13 protein-coding genes are annotated in these 14,204 nt (G+C 71.8%); 8 read left to right on the forward strand and 5 right to left on the reverse strand.

All coding sequences use genetic code 11. The annotated features are described in order from the left end of the window. Positions 1-934, forward strand: a 934-nt coding sequence (locus tag HCN52_RS06725) for an AAA family ATPase (RefSeq protein WP_168087436.1), incomplete at its 5' end; no start/stop codon positions are given. A gap of 50 nt (positions 935-984) precedes the next feature. Further along, positions 985-1,929 (forward strand): ricin-type beta-trefoil lectin domain protein, encoded by a 945-nt coding sequence (locus HCN52_RS26105; protein ID WP_168087437.1) that lies wholly within the window; start codon positions 985-987, stop codon positions 1,927-1,929. A 487-nt stretch (positions 1,930-2,416) separates the two neighbouring features. Here the strand turns inward: HCN52_RS26105 and HCN52_RS06735 are convergent, their stop codons facing one another. Beyond that, complete coding sequence (locus HCN52_RS06735; protein WP_168087438.1) at positions 2,417-2,824, reverse strand: VOC family protein; 408 nt, start codon at positions 2,822-2,824, stop codon at positions 2,417-2,419. A gap of 74 nt (positions 2,825-2,898) precedes the next feature. Between HCN52_RS06735 and HCN52_RS06740 the strand changes: the two genes are divergently transcribed. Next, positions 2,899-3,477 (forward strand): TetR/AcrR family transcriptional regulator, encoded by a 579-nt coding sequence (locus HCN52_RS06740; RefSeq protein WP_168087439.1) that lies wholly within the window; start codon positions 2,899-2,901, stop codon positions 3,475-3,477. Between the two features lie 330 nt (positions 3,478-3,807). Here the strand turns inward: HCN52_RS06740 and HCN52_RS06745 are convergent, their stop codons facing one another. Further along, on the reverse strand, positions 3,808-4,182 hold the full coding sequence (locus tag HCN52_RS06745) for a nuclear transport factor 2 family protein (protein WP_168087440.1): 375 nt from the start codon (positions 4,180-4,182) through the stop codon (positions 3,808-3,810). A 197-nt stretch (positions 4,183-4,379) separates the two neighbouring features. On the opposite strand from HCN52_RS06745, the gene HCN52_RS06750 reads away from it, so the two are divergent. The 5 genes from HCN52_RS06750 to HCN52_RS06770 are packed head-to-tail and all read left to right on the forward strand — an operon-like array spanning position 4,380 to position 10,217. Next, a complete protein-coding gene (locus HCN52_RS06750) occupies positions 4,380-5,747 on the forward strand; it encodes a TrpB-like pyridoxal phosphate-dependent enzyme (RefSeq protein ID WP_168087441.1) in 1,368 nt (455 codons plus the stop codon). A 9-nt stretch (positions 5,748-5,756) separates the two neighbouring features. Continuing rightward, the gene (locus HCN52_RS06755) at positions 5,757-7,559 is read left to right on the forward strand and encodes a gamma-glutamyltransferase family protein (protein ID WP_168087442.1); all 1,803 of its coding nucleotides are present in this window, start codon (positions 5,757-5,759) and stop codon (positions 7,557-7,559) included. Between the two features lie 36 nt (positions 7,560-7,595). Then, positions 7,596-8,084, forward strand: coding sequence for a VOC family protein (locus HCN52_RS06760; RefSeq protein WP_168087443.1), 489 nt, complete (start codon positions 7,596-7,598; stop codon positions 8,082-8,084). Continuing rightward, entirely contained in the window at positions 8,081-9,046 is a 966-nt protein-coding gene (locus HCN52_RS06765; RefSeq protein WP_168087444.1) for a 3-methyl-L-tyrosine peroxygenase-related protein, read from the forward strand. Before HCN52_RS06760 ends, HCN52_RS06765 begins: the two co-directional genes overlap by 4 nt. Continuing rightward, complete coding sequence (locus tag HCN52_RS06770; protein ID WP_168087445.1) at positions 9,036-10,217, forward strand: NAD(P)/FAD-dependent oxidoreductase; 1,182 nt, start codon at positions 9,036-9,038, stop codon at positions 10,215-10,217. Before HCN52_RS06765 ends, HCN52_RS06770 begins: the two co-directional genes overlap by 11 nt. A 57-nt stretch (positions 10,218-10,274) precedes the next feature. On the opposite strand, the gene HCN52_RS26110 is transcribed toward HCN52_RS06770, so the two are convergent. Genes HCN52_RS26110 through HCN52_RS06790 form a run of 3 tightly spaced genes read right to left on the reverse strand, consistent with a single transcriptional unit; the run spans position 10,275 to position 14,100 of the window. Continuing rightward, the gene (locus HCN52_RS26110) at positions 10,275-11,339 is read right to left on the reverse strand and encodes a flavin reductase (protein ID WP_312876579.1); all 1,065 of its coding nucleotides are present in this window, start codon (positions 11,337-11,339) and stop codon (positions 10,275-10,277) included. Then, the gene (locus tag HCN52_RS06785) at positions 11,336-12,598 is read right to left on the reverse strand and encodes a cation:proton antiporter (protein WP_245174918.1); all 1,263 of its coding nucleotides are present in this window, start codon (positions 12,596-12,598) and stop codon (positions 11,336-11,338) included. Before HCN52_RS06785 ends, HCN52_RS26110 begins: the two co-directional genes overlap by 4 nt. Then, the gene (locus HCN52_RS06790) at positions 12,595-14,100 is read right to left on the reverse strand and encodes a tryptophan halogenase family protein (protein ID WP_376767098.1); all 1,506 of its coding nucleotides are present in this window, start codon (positions 14,098-14,100) and stop codon (positions 12,595-12,597) included. The genes HCN52_RS06785 and HCN52_RS06790 overlap by 4 nt, the downstream gene beginning before the upstream one ends. Between the last annotated feature and the right edge of the window lie 104 nt (positions 14,101-14,204).

Consider the following 14,204-nt stretch of genomic DNA (forward strand, 5'->3'; position numbering starts at 1 on the left):
CAGCGGGCGCCCCCCCGGCGGCGGGCCCTCCGACACCCGCCGGCCCGCCGGCACGGGCCGCCCCGGCGGCTCCGCCCCCGACGTCGAGGACCCGGCGGACGCGGGACAGAGCGAACCCCCGGCCGAGACCCTCGCCGACCTGCTGGCCGAGCTCGACGAACTCGTCGGCCTGGAAGGCGTCAAGCGGGACGTCGGCGGCATGGCCAAGCTGATGCAGACCGTGCGGATGCGGCAGGACGCCGGCCTGCCGGCGCCGCCGCTCAGCCGCCACCTGGTCTTCGCCGGCAACCCGGGCACCGGCAAGACGACCGTCGCCCGGCTCTACGGCCGGCTGCTGAAGGCCCTCGGGCTGCTGGAGCGCGGCCACCTCGTGGAGGTCGACCGCAGCGCGCTCGTCGGCGAGTACGTCGGCCACACCGGGCCCAAGACGACGGAGGCGTTCCGCAAGGCGCACGGAGGAGTCCTCTTCATCGACGAGGCGTACGCCCTCGTGCCCAGCGGGGTCTCCAGCGACTTCGGGCAGGAGGCCGTCGCGACGCTGGTCAAGCTGATGGAGGACCACCGGGACGAGGTCGTCGTCATCGCCGCCGGCTACCCCGACGACATGGGGCGGTTCGTCGCCTCCAACCCGGGTCTCTCCTCCCGGTTCACCCGCACCCTCCACTTCGCCGACTACTCCACACCGGAGGTCGTCAGCATCGTCGAGCACCACGCGCAGCAGCACCAGTACGAACTGAGCGACGCCGCCCGCCAGGCGCTCGTGGCCCACGTCGCGTCCATCCCGCGCGACGCCGCGTTCGGCAACGGCCGCACCGCCCGCCAGATCTTCCAGGCGATGACGGAACGTCAGGCCGTCCGCATGTCCGAACTGACCACTCCGCAGGCCGACCAGCTCAAGACACTTGACGCCCAGGACGTCCCCGTCGGACCCTGACCACCTGTACCCGCCACGCGACCACGTCGCCTCGCCCCGAAAGGACGCCGGTGGACACCACCCCGCCCGCCCCCGAGCACCGGGACCGGAAGACGGGCTCCGGCGGCAGCTTCTCCGAGACGTTCGCCGGCCGGCCCGCTCGCCCCCGCCGCGGTCTGGCGCCCGCCCGGCGGGTGTACAGCGCCCTCGCCTCGGCGGTGGCGGTCTCCGCCTGCGCCGCCGCCGCGATCACCCTCGTCGGCCACATCCCCGGACTGGGCGACTCGCCCGCCGAGGCCGCCGCCCCCTCCACCGCCCCGGTCGCCGCCGACGCCGACCGCCATCCCGCGCCCGGGACGGCCGCCGACGAACCGGAGGAGGAGACCGAGGAGGAAGAGGAGGCGGAGCCCGAGGACGAGGACGAGGACGAAGAAGAGGAGGCAGCGGGGACCGAGGAGGAGGCAGCACCGCCCCCGGTCGAGAAGGCCCCCGCCGCCGACGAGAACAGCACCGACGAGGAAGAGGCCGCGGCTCCGCCCGCGGAGGAGAAGGAACCGCCGCAGAAGGGCCCGGCACCGCCCCCGCCGGTCCAGGCACCGCCGGTCTCCGAGGAGCCCGCACGGGAGCGCTTCCCCACGGTCAAGGGACGGCTGGTCGGCCTCAACGGCACCTGCGCGCAGCCCCGCGACGGCGGCGTCGGCAGCGGCGTCATGATCACCGGCTGCAACGGCAGCGGCGCCCAGCAGTGGACTTTCCACAGCGACGGCACCCTCCGCAACGGCGGACGCTGCCTGTCGCTCTCCGGCGGCTCGACGGCGGACGGCACGTCCGTCGTCATGGACACCTGCCACGGCACCTCCGACCGGTTGCAGTGGCGCTACTCGCCCGCCTGGGACGTCGTCAACATCGCCTCCAACCAGTGTCTCGACGTCGCCAACGGCAACTCCTCCCACGGCACCCACCTCCAGATCGCCTGGTGCTCCGGCAACCCCGCCCAGAAGTGGGAACGCAGCTGAGACCGACCTGTCGGCACAGCCCCGCCGGACGACCGTCCGGCGGGCAGCCCGAATCCGGATCTCGGCGACATGCCGAGGAACCCGACACCACCGGGGGTTCGCTGAAAACCCGTCCCCCCCACCTACTCCCGACGACGCCCCGACCTGGCCTTCACCGCGGGGCCCTCATCGCCCCTGCGAGGGGTGGCAACGAGGCAGTCCGCGCGACGACCGCCGCATATCTCGCCGTTGTCAGGGGTTGCCGATCGGTATCCGGGGCGTGGCGCACGATGGTGGCCACCTTTTCGGCATGACCGTCTCAACGAGCTGCTCATGCGCCGCGGGATGCTCACCAGCCGACATCGAAACGCCGATGAGCAGGGGACCCTACCTTCGTGGAGTACCAGAACAAGCGGCCTCGACAGCGAGCGAGCGCCTGGAGCCGTCGCGGGCATTCCTCCCCGTGGCACCGTCGCACGAATCACCGGCTACATCTCCGTACGAAGAGTCACCCCGGGACATAGGCATCGGCGTACTCGCCGACAGGAGGCACGGGCTGGATCACATCGAGAAGGACACCATCGGGCGCCGCGATGATGAAGTGCCGTTGGCCGAAGTCCTCGTCACGCAGGGGCAAGGCGACTTCGACGCCCGGCTGACTGACCAGCTTGCGGTAGACCGTATCGACGTCGTCGACCTCGAGGTTCACGATCACCCCACGAGGAGGCGCGCCGTACCCGGCCGGGATCGTGGCGTGATCGTGGGCCAGGATCGCCAGCTCGAACGCGCCCAGGCGCAGGCTGATGTACCAATCGGACTCGAATGTCGTCTCGAATCCGACGAGGTCACGGTAGAACGCAGCGGCGGCGGGGACGTCGTGCGACATCAGTACCGGGTAGAAGCTGGTAACGGACATGACCCTCTCCTTTACGTACACTGTGCAGGTAACGCGAACAGGATACATACACCGTGTACGTAAGGGAAGCGCTCATGCCACGAGCCTCTGCTGCCGATGCCGCTGAGACCGCCCAGCGCATCTTGGGGGCGGCGACCGAGTTGTTCGCATTGCGGGGCTTCGCCGCCGTCTCACTCGATGATGTCGCCAGAGCCGCCGGTGTCACGCGCGGAGCTGTCTACCACCATTACGCGAACAAGGCGGGACTGTTCGGCGCGGTCGCGGCGACCCTGCAGGCTGGTGTCGCGGCCGCCGTCGTGCAGGCGGCGGAAGCGGCGGGTTCGCATGCCGGCGATCAGCTTCGTGCCGGATCGCACGCGTTCCTCGATGCGATCACGTCCGGTCCCGCCGTACGCATCCTGCTCATCGACGCCCCCGTGGTGATCGGCTGGCAGGGATGGCGCCGTCTCGATGCCGAGAACTCTGAAGCGCACCTGCGCGACGCCCTGCGCCACACGAACGTGGCAGACGACCTGCTCGACGCAAGCACCGCACAGCTCTCCGGTGCGATGAACGAAGCCGCCCTGTGGATCGCCCGACACGACGAGACCGAGGCAGCGCGCGCGCAGGCGCACTCCGCGCTTGACCGGCTCCTCAATGCCTACCTCTTGTGACGGGTACCCGAAGCCGAACGGTCCTGCGGAAGATCAAGCGCGCCGGCTCGACCCACCTTGATCTGCACGACGCGTGGTAGCGCCGAGGGTGCATGCGTTCAACAGCGAGTGAGGAGTGGCACGCGACTGAATCGGTGCCAGGAACGTGGCATGGAAGGGGAAGCGCCGTGACTGACGACGACGTGCAGTAGGGCAAGGAATCGGGCGACCGGTCTGCCCGATGATCCGAACGAAACCGCCCAGCGGTGCTCGACCCCTTCCGGCATCAGGGCGGTGGCCCACATCGCCCCCGCGAGGGGAGCGATCGGTGTGCGGTCGGGACGCCGGCGGTCACCGCTTGGCGGTCGCCTGGTGGGCCAGAATTCTCCACTTCCCCTCCATCCGGACCCACACCCCCAGTGAGCGGTTGGACAGTTCTCTCCGCGTGCCTCCTGCCGTCATGTCCACGCGCATGTCGCCCACCACCACGGCGGTGTCACCGACGACGGTCGCACTGCCGGTGACGTGGTCGATGCGGTGGTAGACGAAGTATGCGCTTTCGCATTTCTCCAGGAACGATTCGAGCGTGTCGAGGGCTCCGCTCGAATGTGTGTAGGTGAGGTCGGGGTGGGCGAGGTTCCTGAATGCGGCGAGATCGCCTTCCATGATCGCGCGGAACCGGCGTCCCTCCAGTTCGCGTACGGCCTGCTCGTCACTCACGGCCATGCCCTCCCGCTCCCTTCTGCTCGACGAACCGGCTCCGAGATTCTGCATGTCCGTCCGGCGAGTGTCGTGCCCATTTCGGTCTAGTCCCATCTGTGGATCGCGTTTTCGTCGACCAGGCAGAAAAGGCGAAGATGGCCGACTTTCCCTGCTTCTAGGATCCCGTAGAGGAATGGCCCGGCTCTCGAAGGGAACCACCGGTGTTGAAGCGCGTCCTGCTTTCCGAGACCGATCTGCCCGACCGCTGGTACAACATCCTGCCCGACCTTCCGGCGCCGCTGCCCGGTCCGCTCAACCCGGTGACGAAGGCCCCGCTGCAACCCGGCGATCTGGTCGACCTGCTCCCGCACAAGGTGATCGAGCACGAGTTCACCCAGGACCGCTGGGTGGAGATCCCGGAGCGGGTGCGCGATGTCTACAAGATCTGGCGGCCCTCTCCGCTGGTCCGCGCGGAACGGCTGGAGCGCGCGCTCGACACCCCGGCGCATATCTACTTCAAGTTCGAGGGTGTGTCCCCCTCGGGTTCCCACAAGCCGAACACCGCCGTGGTGCAGGCGTATTACGCCGCCGAGGAGGGCGTCCGGAGGTTGACGACGGAGACCGGGGCCGGGCAGTGGGGCTCGGCGCTGTCGTTCGCCGGCGCGTTGTTCGGTCTCGAGGTCAACGTCTACATGGTCCGGGCGTCGTTCGAGCAGAAGCCGTACCGCAAGTCCCTGATGCAGAGCTGGGGCGCCCAGGTCTTCTCCTCGCCCACGCAGCGCACCGAGCCGGGGCGCCGGATCCTGGCCGACGAGCCGGACTCGCTCGGCAGTATCGGTATCGCCATCAGCGAGGCCGTGGCGGAAGCGCTGAGCCGGGACGACACCAAGTTCGCGCTGGGCTCCATCATGAACAACGTGCTGCTGCACCAGTCCGTGATCGGTCTGGAGGCCAAGAAGCAGATGGAGATCATGGGCGAGTACCCCGACGTCGTGATCGGCTGTGTCGGCGGCGGCTCCAACTACGCGGGCCTCGCCTACCCGTTCCTCCAGGACCGGCTCAGCGGCGACCGCCCCCGGACCCGGTTCGTGGCCGCCGAACCGGAGGCGTGCCCCACCCTCACCCGCGGCACGCTGGCCTACGACTACCCGGACACCGCCGGACTGACCCCGCCGCTGTACATGCACACCCTCGGCCACGAGTTCATTCCCGGATCGATCCACGCCGGCGGCCTGCGCTACCACGGCGACGCGCCCAGCCTGTGCCTGCTCAAGGAGCACGGTCTGGTGGAGGCGCGTGCCTTCGCGCAGACGGACGTCTTCGACGCGGCGATCCGCTTCGCGCGCAGCGAGGGCTTCGTCATCGCACCCGAGTCGTCGCACGGCCTGAAGGCGGCGCTCGTCGAGGCGCTGGCCGCGCGGGAGGCAGGGGAGGAGCGGGTCGTGCTGTTCAACATCTCCGGGCACGGCAACTTCGACCTCGCCGCCTTCGACTCCTTCCTCGCGGGGACGCTGGAGAACCCGGTGGTCACGGACGAACAGATCGCGAGAAGCCTGAGCGACCTGCCGACGCCCGCCGCCTCGGCCTGAGGCGCGGTCGTGACGACACGTCCCGAGCTGCGGGGCACCTTCGGCGCGGTCTCCTCGACGCACTGGCTGGCTTCGGCGGCAGGTATGGCGACCCTGGAAGCGGGCGGCAACGCCTTCGACGCCGCCGCGGCGGCCGGCTTCGTCCTCCAGGTGGTCGAACCTCATCTGAACGGGCCGGCCGGTGACGTCCCGATCCTCTTCTTCGACGCGGCCTCAGGGCGCGTCCAGGTGATCTGCGGACAGGGACCGATGCCCCGGGCGGCGACACCAGCGGCGTTCCGGGCCCTGGACCTGCACCGCATACCCGGTTCCGGGCTGCTCCCGGCCACCGTCCCCGGTGCGTTCGGGGCCTGGCTGAAGCTGTTGGAGCACCACGGCACCCTGCGTCTGGCGCAGGTCCTCCGGTACGCCGTCGGCTACGCGGCGGACGGCTACCCGGTGCTGCCGAAGGCCGCGGAGGCCATCAGCATCCTGGCCGAGCTGTTCCGCGACCACTGGCCGGAGTCCGGCCGCACCTACCTGGTCGACGGCGCCCCACCGGTCGCCGGCTCCCGGCTGCGCAACCCGGCGCTGGCCGACACCTACCGGCGCGTCCTCAAGGAGGCGGGCGCCGCGGGGCCCGGCCGCGAACAGCAGATACGCGCCGCCCACCAGGCGTTCTACGGCGGGTTCGTCGCCGAGGCCATCGACGCCCACCTGCGCACCGACGTGCTGGACGCCACCGGCCGCCGGCACCGGGGCCTCCTCGACGGTGACGACCTGGCCCACTGGGAGCCGCGCACGGAGGACACCGTCAGCCGCGCCTACCGGGGCCTGGAGGTGCACAAGCCGGGTCCCTGGTCGCAGGGTCCGGTCTTCCTCCAACAACTCGCCCTGCTGGAGGGCTTCGACCTCGCGGCCATGGGCCTGGACGGCGCCGACCACCTGCACACCGTCATCGAGTGTGCCAAGCTCGCCTACGCGGACCGCGAAGCCTGGTACGGCGACCCGGACTTCACCGACGTGCCCCTGGACACGCTGCTCTCGGACGCGTACGCCGCCGACCGCCGACGTCTGGTCGGCGACCGGGCCTCGGATCGTCTGCGACCCGGCGCCCCGGACGGCAGGGCGCCCCGGCTGCTGCCTCCGGACCGGCCGGAGCCCCCCGACGGACCCCCCTGGCAGCGCCAGGTGTACGAGGGGCTGCCCACCGTCGTGCCACCGTCCGTGGCGGCGACCGAGGCCCGCGGCGACACCTGCTGTCTGACGGTCACCGACCGGCACGGCAACATGGTGGCCGCGACGCCCAGCGGCGGCTGGTTGAAGAGTTCCCCGGTGATCCCCGGGCTCGGCTTCCCGCTGGGCACGCGCGGCCAGATGGCCTGGCTGGAGGAGGGGCACCCCAACTCCCTGGCACCGGGCAAACGGCCCCGCACGACACTGAGCCCCACCCTCGTCGTGCGAGAGGGCCGGGCCCGGCTGGCGTTCGGCACACCGGGCGGGGACCAGCAGGACCAGTGGACGCTGGGCTTCTTCCTGGCTCACGCCGACTTCGGTCTCGACCTCCAACAGGCCGTCGAGACCCTCGCCTTCCACTCCGAACACGTGCCGTCCTCGTTTACGCCCCGCACGCACCGGCCGCTCGCCGTTCGCATCGAAGGCCGTCGCGCCGCTGAGGCCGCAGCCGAGCTCGCTCGCCGCGGGCACGTCGTGGTGTCCGTCCCGGACTGGTCGCTGGGAAAGGTGTGCGCCGTGGGCGCCGGACCGGACGACGGGCTGCTGCGCGCCGCGGCGTCACCGCGCGGCGGCCAGGCGTACGCGATCGCCCGATGACTCACCGGAAGGATCTTTGGACCTGTGTCCCTCTCCATGGACGAAACCCCATCGCCCGGTGCCGCCCTGCGGGCCGGACTGCACCACCTGGCGGTCGAGACGGCCGACCTCGACAACTGCGTCGCCTGGTATGTGGAGTTCTTCGGCGGCACGGCCTCCTGGTCGCTCGACACCTTCTCCCACCTGACCCGCGACCGGCTGCCCGGGATCGGCCGGCTGACCGAGGTGGTCGCCGTCGGCGTCCGCTTCCACCTGTTCACCCGCTCCGCCACCTACACCCGCCCGCACCCGGACACGCTGCAGTTCCAGCACGTGTGCCTGACCGCCGCGACGGCGGAGGAACTGCGGCGGTGGCGGGACCGCTGGCAGGAGCTGTATGCCTCCGGTCGCTATGTGTTCGCCCGTCCGGAACCTCCCAGCGAGATCGTCGTGGACTCCGACGGGGTGAGCAGCTTCTACCTCTACGACGTCAACGGCCTGGAGTACGAGTTCACCCATATACCGGCGGAGGCCACGGGACGGTGAGAGCGCTGGACAGCACGTCGACCGTCGGTCTGCTGGAGACCGGTGTCTCCGAGTTCGGCGGCCGGGCCTACGGGCTCGAACCCCTGATCCTGCCGACCGACCCGGTGCACGGCAGCGGTGACGACCAACTGATGCGGAAGTACGCGGATCTGCTCGGGCCGGACCCGTCCCCGACGGCCCCGGCCGGCCCGGGGGCGGCCGACTCCGCGGAGGAGCTGTTCTGGTTCCGGTGGATCACCGGCCACCAGCTCACCTTCCTGCTGTGGCAGGAGCTGGGACGGCGGGCGGCAGGGGCCGTTGCCCCGGCGCAGTCGGACGAGGTGGCCGCCGCGGTCCGCCTGGTCCGGGGCTACTCGGCGATGCTGCTGTACACGGCGTCGTGCACCAGGGACGTCTACCACCGGGTCATCCGCCCCAGCATGGCGCTGCACCATCCCGCGTTCAGCGGCTCCTGGGCCCGCGACTACGGCTCCGTGCGCGCCCTGCTGCGCGGGCGGCCCCCCGCCGCCTGGGCGGACCGGGCCGACGCCCTGGTCGAGGAGTGCGCGCTCAACGAGGTCGTGCACGAGGGCATCGCCCTCAAGCTGGTGCCCGACGCGCCCTCGCTGCTCCAGGCGGCCGCAGGCCCCGGCCGCCCCTTGCCGCGCGACGTCCGAGCGGTCCTGTACGACACCTACTTCCTCACCCTCCGGGCGCCCTGCTCACCGGCCGAGATCGCCGCCCAACTCCTGCGCCGGGTAAGGGCGGTCTGCGACGACCTGGCGGCCAACCGCCTGTACCCGGCGTCCGTCTCGAGCCGGAGCGAGAAGCCGGAGGCGTTGCGCGCGGAGCGGGTCGAGGAGATCGAGCACACCGTCCCCGGGCTCCTCGCCGGGATCGCTCTCGACTCCGTACGGCGCTCCACTCCCGACTCCCCGGCCGCCACCCGCCCGATGGAAGGACACGGTTCCCATGGCGCATGACGTGATCGTGGTCGGTGGTGGCATAGCGGGCTGTGCTGCCGCCGAACGGCTGGCCGGGGAGGGGCTGAGCGTGGTGCTGCTGGAGCGCGGCGCGCTGGCCGGCGGTGCGACCGGCCGCAACCAGGGCGGCCTCCTGCCGAGCCCGGTGCCCGCCTGTGGTGGCCTGTTCGCCGAGGCCATCGCGTTCTACGAGGAGGCGGCGAGGGACCGCGGCGTGTCCTTCCGGTTCCGTCCGCACGGCTACCTGCTGGTCGCGAGCGACGAGGATGGCTTGGCCCGGGCCCGCAACCATGGCCGGGCCCTGACCGAGGTGGGCTTCCCCACGCAGGAGATCGGCCCGGCCGACCTGCGCACGGTGGAGCCCGGCCTCGCGCCCGACCTCGCGGGCGCGGTGGCGGTCGACGGGGCGCACGCGCTGCACCCGGTACTGGCCGCCGTGGCCCTCGCCGGCAGGGCGGCCCGCGCGGGCGCCGAGATCCGCACCCACACCACGGTCCGCGGTCTGACGACGGACGGCGACCGGGTCACCGGGGTGGTCACGGACGCCGGGCCGCTGGCGGCGGGTGCGGTGGTCCTCGCGGCGGGGCCGTGGGCACGAAGCCTGGCCCAGCAGGTCGGGAGCGACGTACCGGTCTTCGGCTCGCGCGGCTGGCTGGTGCGCACCGCGCCGGTCACGGACACCGCGTTCCGTCACACGCTCATGCAGTCCACCTGGCACGGCCCGGTCGGTCTGAAGCGGAGCGGCCCGCCGCTGCTGGCCGACATCGCCGCCCCCGCGGCCACGGCGACCCAGGTGGTGTTCTCCCTCCAGCCGCTGCCCGGCGGGGATGTGGTGCTCGGCTCCAGCAGCGGCCCCGCGCTCCAACCCGACGACCCGGGGGACGGCGAGGAGGCGGTGGCGCTGATCGCGGCGGCCGCCGCCCGGCACGTTCCGGTGCTGGCCGAGGCCCCGGTGCGGGCCGCGTGGTCGGGGGTGCGCCCGATGTCCCCCGACGGCCTGCCCCTCGTCGGCCCGGCCCCCGGCGCACCGGGGCTGTGGCTGCTCACCGGCTTCGGGATCGACGGAATGCCCCTGGCGCCCGGCACGGCCAGGTTGCTGACGGAGTATGTGGTCTCGGGACGCTGCCCGGCGGGGGCGGAGCCGTTCGCGCCGGGACGGTTCGACGACTGAGGCGCCGAGGCAGAGGGCGGTGCGGGCCGGCAGCCGGTCCGCACCGCCCTCAACGGTTCACGAGGACAGTTCCTCGATCGTCGGTTCCACCAGTTCGATCAGCTGTGCCGCCTGGATCCGCACCGTGCGGTCCGCGCGGCCGCTGCCGCAGTACACGATGCCCATGCGCGTCACCGACGCGTCGAAGACGGTCACGACGTCGGGCCGGGCGCACACGGGGCTCGCTCCGCCCGGTTCCATGCCCAGGAGGCCCAACTCGTCGGGTTCGGCCTGGCGGAGCTTGGAGCGGGGGACGCCCGCCGCGCGAGCGAGACGGCCGTAGTGGACGCGGCCGGTGACGGGCAGGGCGGCGAGGACGAAGCCGCCGTCGGCGGTCCGGAAGACCATGGTCTTCAGCAACTGCTCGGTGGCCAGGCCGAGCTTGGTCTCGGCGTCCGCCTGTCCCACGATCGGGACATGGTCGAGGACGGTGAACGGCACCCCCGAGGTGCGCAGCACCTCCTCGGGCGACTGGACAGGGGCGGACTCCTCGGGCTGCGGCATGTCACTCCTCGTCGAGCGGCCCCGCCGGGACCGGTCGGGGCCCGCCACGCTACCGCCCGACGGCCATGCCGCATACCGGCGCAAGCCGTACAGAAGCGGGGCGCGTTGCGGCCCGGTGTCGACACCGACACGGTCCACCCGGCCGAAGACGACGGTGTGGTCGCCCACCCGTCGCACGCCGTCGACCCGGCAGTCGGCCACGGCGTGTGCGGCGTCGCCCAGGTGAGGGCCGGCGGCCGCGGAGTCGGGCAGATGCCAGGAGGTCCGCCGGAAGCGGTCCGGGTCGCCGGAGGAGAAGAGCTCCGCGACATCCTGGGCGGAGTGGTGCAGCAGGTTGACGCTGAACGTCCCGCGACGTTCGAGCGCGGCCAGAGTGGGACTGCCGCTGCGCACGCACACCAGGAGCGTCGGCGGGTCGAGGGAGACGCTGCACAGGGACGAGCAGGTCATCCCCCAGGGGCGGCCGGCGCCGTCCAGAGCGCCGATCACCGCCACGCCGGTCGGGAACAGGGACATCAGCGCCCTGAGGTCCTGCCCCTCGGCGGGTCCCCGAGGAACGCCCGCGTCAGGCGTGGTCATGGGGCGGTTCCTCCGACGTGAGGCGGGGCGGGACGGCGGTCGGGGTGGCGACGGTCCGCGTACGACAGCAGCGGGCCGGTGGCGGCCGTGGTCACCAACGCCATCAGAACCAGCGACAGGAAGAGCCCGGGGGAGAGGATGCCGGCCGACAGGCCGGCCTGCAGGACGGCGATCTCGGTCAGGCCCCGCGTGTTCATCAGCACCCCGAAGCGGAACGCGGTGCCGTGCGGCAGCCGTGCCGCGCGCGCACCTGCGTAACCGCCACCCACCTTGGCCGCCGTGGCGAGCAGCACAACCAGGGCGAGGGTCGCCCAGGAGAAGCCGTCCGGCCGGTCGGCGGATACCTGGAGGCCGGTCGTCACGAAGAACACGGGGACGAGGAGCAGCCCCCACCGCTCCACCGTCTCCACGGCCCGGGTGCGCGGCCCGTGGTCACCGTCCCGGGGAACGGCGAGCCCGACGAGGACCGCGCCGAGGATCGCGGTGAGCCCTGCCCGCTCGGTTGCCAGGGCGGCGGCGACCGCCAGCGCGCCCAGCGAGGTCGCGGCCGACACCGGACGACGGGCGCACCAGCTGCCCACGACCGGCCGGCGGAGCAACTGCCGCAACAGGACGGCAGCCAGCGCCCCGCCCGCGATCGCCGCGACCGCCCGGACGAGCTGACCTCCGCCGCCCGCGGCGATGGCCAGTGCGGCCGCCAGGATGAGCCAGGTCAGGGCGTCGATGCCGACGGCGACGAGGAGGGAGAGACGGCCCAGGGCCGAGTGGACGAGACCGCGGTCGGTGAGGATGCGGGCCAGCACCGGTACGGCGGTGACGGCGAACGCGGCGGCGAGCAGCAGGAACAGCGCCGCGCTCGGGGCCGTACCGCGTTCCCCGGGCACGTCGCGCCACTCCACCCAGGCCGCCAGCAACACCCCGGCCAGCAGCCCCGGCAGCAGGGAGCCGCTCAGCAGCCAGCCGTACGAGCGGAGGGACCCCCCGTCCCGGGGCGGCCGTGCGCTGTGCCCGATGCCCGTCAGGTAGAGCGCGAGACCGGCCAGACCGAAGGTGTGCAGCGGGCTGGTGACCTCGGTCGGCAGCAGGGCGTCGAGGACGCCGGACCCGGCCGCCGTGGTCAGCAGGGGGACGACGAGCAGGCCGAGAGCGATCTCCCCGATGACCGGCGGCTGACCCACCGCGATCGCCGCGCGCCGAGCCGGCCGGGCCAGCACCAGCACCACGGCCAGCGCCGCCAGGGTGTGGAGGAGGAGCGTCATCGACGCAGGCTCGCGAGGTACTCGACGTGGCTGGGCAGGGCGTCCACCAGCGTCCGCGCCTGTTCCCGGACTCGGGCCAGCTCGGCCCGCGCGGCGCGGGCGTCGACCACGTCCAGCACCGGCGGGTGGCGCAGCGGAAACCCGCCGAGTCCGAGCGCCATGCAGACGTAGCTGTAGGGCTCGAAGGCGTGGTAGTAGGGGTAGGTGGTGTCGTTGTCGGGAAGCCTGCTCTGCCACTGTTCGAGGCGTTGGGCCATGTCGTCGGGAACCGCGCGGCTCTTCGCGTCGCGCCAGTAGTCGTTGTCGGCTCGGGCGGCGCCTCGGTAGTGCAGGATCAAGAACTCGCGCACGCCCTCGATGGCGCGGGCCGTGCTGAGGTTGTACGTGTCGCGCAGCACCGGGTCGCGGTTCGTGCCGGGGAAGTACCTGACGAGTTGTTCGATCGCGTGCTGGATGAGGAAGATCCCGGTCGACTGCAGGGGCTCCACGAACCCGGCGGCAAGTCCGATGCCGACGCAGTTGTTCACCCAGGCCCGCTGCGAGCGTCCGATCCGCATCCGGATGTGGTTGGCCTCCAGGTCGGCCGCGGCGGGCCCGACGAACTCCCGGAGGGCACGCTCGGCCTCCTCGGGTTCGCAGTAGTCGCCCGCGTAGACGTATCCGGTGCCGATCCGGTCGTACAGCGGGATCGTCCAGATCCATCCGGCGTCCTGCGCGGTGGCCGTGGTGCAGGGCCGGATGCCCTGGGCGGCGGTGTCGGCGGGGACCCGCAGGGCGACCGCGCGGTCGTTGGGGAGCGCGTCCTGGAAGGACACGAACGGCTCGGCGAGGGCGTCGCCGAGGAGCCGGCTGCGGAAGCCCGAGCAGTCGACGTAGAGGTCGGCGGTCAGTTCGCCGTGCTCGCGGGTGACGAGGCCCGCGATCCACCCCTGCTCGTCGAGGCGTACGTCGACGACGTCGTCGATGATCCGGTCGACTCCGCGCCGCACGGCGTAGCGGCTGAGGAAATCGGCGAGCAGGGCGGCGTCGAAGTGGTAGGCGTAGGGGAACTGGGTGTTCTGCTCGGCGAGCGTGGTCCGGAAGAGCGGACGGTCGGGTGCCTCGTCGAAGTCCTGCTCGAAAAGCCGGTGGTCGAGGTGCCGGGGAGATGCCTTGGCGTCGCAGAGCCACGGAATGAGGAAGCAGTCGCGGTCGAAGTGACCTGACGCGCCGACTTTCTGCCACCAGTCGGTGAGCGGCACCCCGTCGACGACGCGCATCCGTTCGAACGGGTGGTAGAAGTATGTGCCGGGTGCCCGCCAGTTCTCCAGACGCACCGCCAGTTTGTAGGTGCCGTTGCACTCGGGCATCCAGTCGGCTTCGCTGAGGCCCAGATAATCGAAGAAATGTCGGACCGTGCTGAAAGTGGCCTCCCCCACGCCGATGGTGCCGATCCGCCGGGACTCCACCACGGTGACGTCAACGCGGTCCGCGAATGCCGCCCGCAGGTAGGAGGCCGTCATCCACCCCGCTGTGCCACCGCCCAGGATCACCACGCTTTGTGTCATAGGTCGTGACTCTAGGCGGCGTCGGCGGGTGGATTCTTCGGCAGTTCGGCCGGACCGCG

It is taken from the genome of Streptomyces bohaiensis (genome assembly GCF_012033785.1).
GTDB classification, from domain to species: domain Bacteria; phylum Actinomycetota; class Actinomycetes; order Streptomycetales; family Streptomycetaceae; genus Streptomyces; species Streptomyces bohaiensis.

Bases quoted from the DNA above. Each gene is read 5' to 3' on its own strand.
- HCN52_RS06735 (WP_168087438.1), bottom strand. From the start codon at position 2,824: ATGTCCGTTACCAGCTTCTACCCGGTACTGATGTCGCACGACGTCCCC.
- HCN52_RS06740 (WP_168087439.1), top strand. From the start codon at position 2,899: ATGCCACGAGCCTCTGCTGCCGATGCCGCTGAGACCGCCCAGCGCATC.
- HCN52_RS06745 (WP_168087440.1), bottom strand. From the start codon at position 4,182: ATGGCCGTGAGTGACGAGCAGGCCGTACGCGAACTGGAGGGACGCCGG.
- HCN52_RS06760 (WP_168087443.1), top strand. From the start codon at position 7,596: ATGGACGAAACCCCATCGCCCGGTGCCGCCCTGCGGGCCGGACTGCAC.
- HCN52_RS06770 (WP_168087445.1), top strand. From the start codon at position 9,036: ATGGCGCATGACGTGATCGTGGTCGGTGGTGGCATAGCGGGCTGTGCT.
- HCN52_RS26110 (WP_312876579.1), bottom strand. From the start codon at position 11,339: ATGACCACGCCTGACGCGGGCGTTCCTCGGGGACCCGCCGAGGGGCAG.
- HCN52_RS06785 (WP_245174918.1), bottom strand. From the start codon at position 12,598: ATGACGCTCCTCCTCCACACCCTGGCGGCGCTGGCCGTGGTGCTGGTG.
- HCN52_RS06790 (WP_376767098.1), bottom strand. From the start codon at position 14,100: ATGACGGCCTCCTACCTGCGGGCGGCATTCGCGGACCGCGTTGACGTC.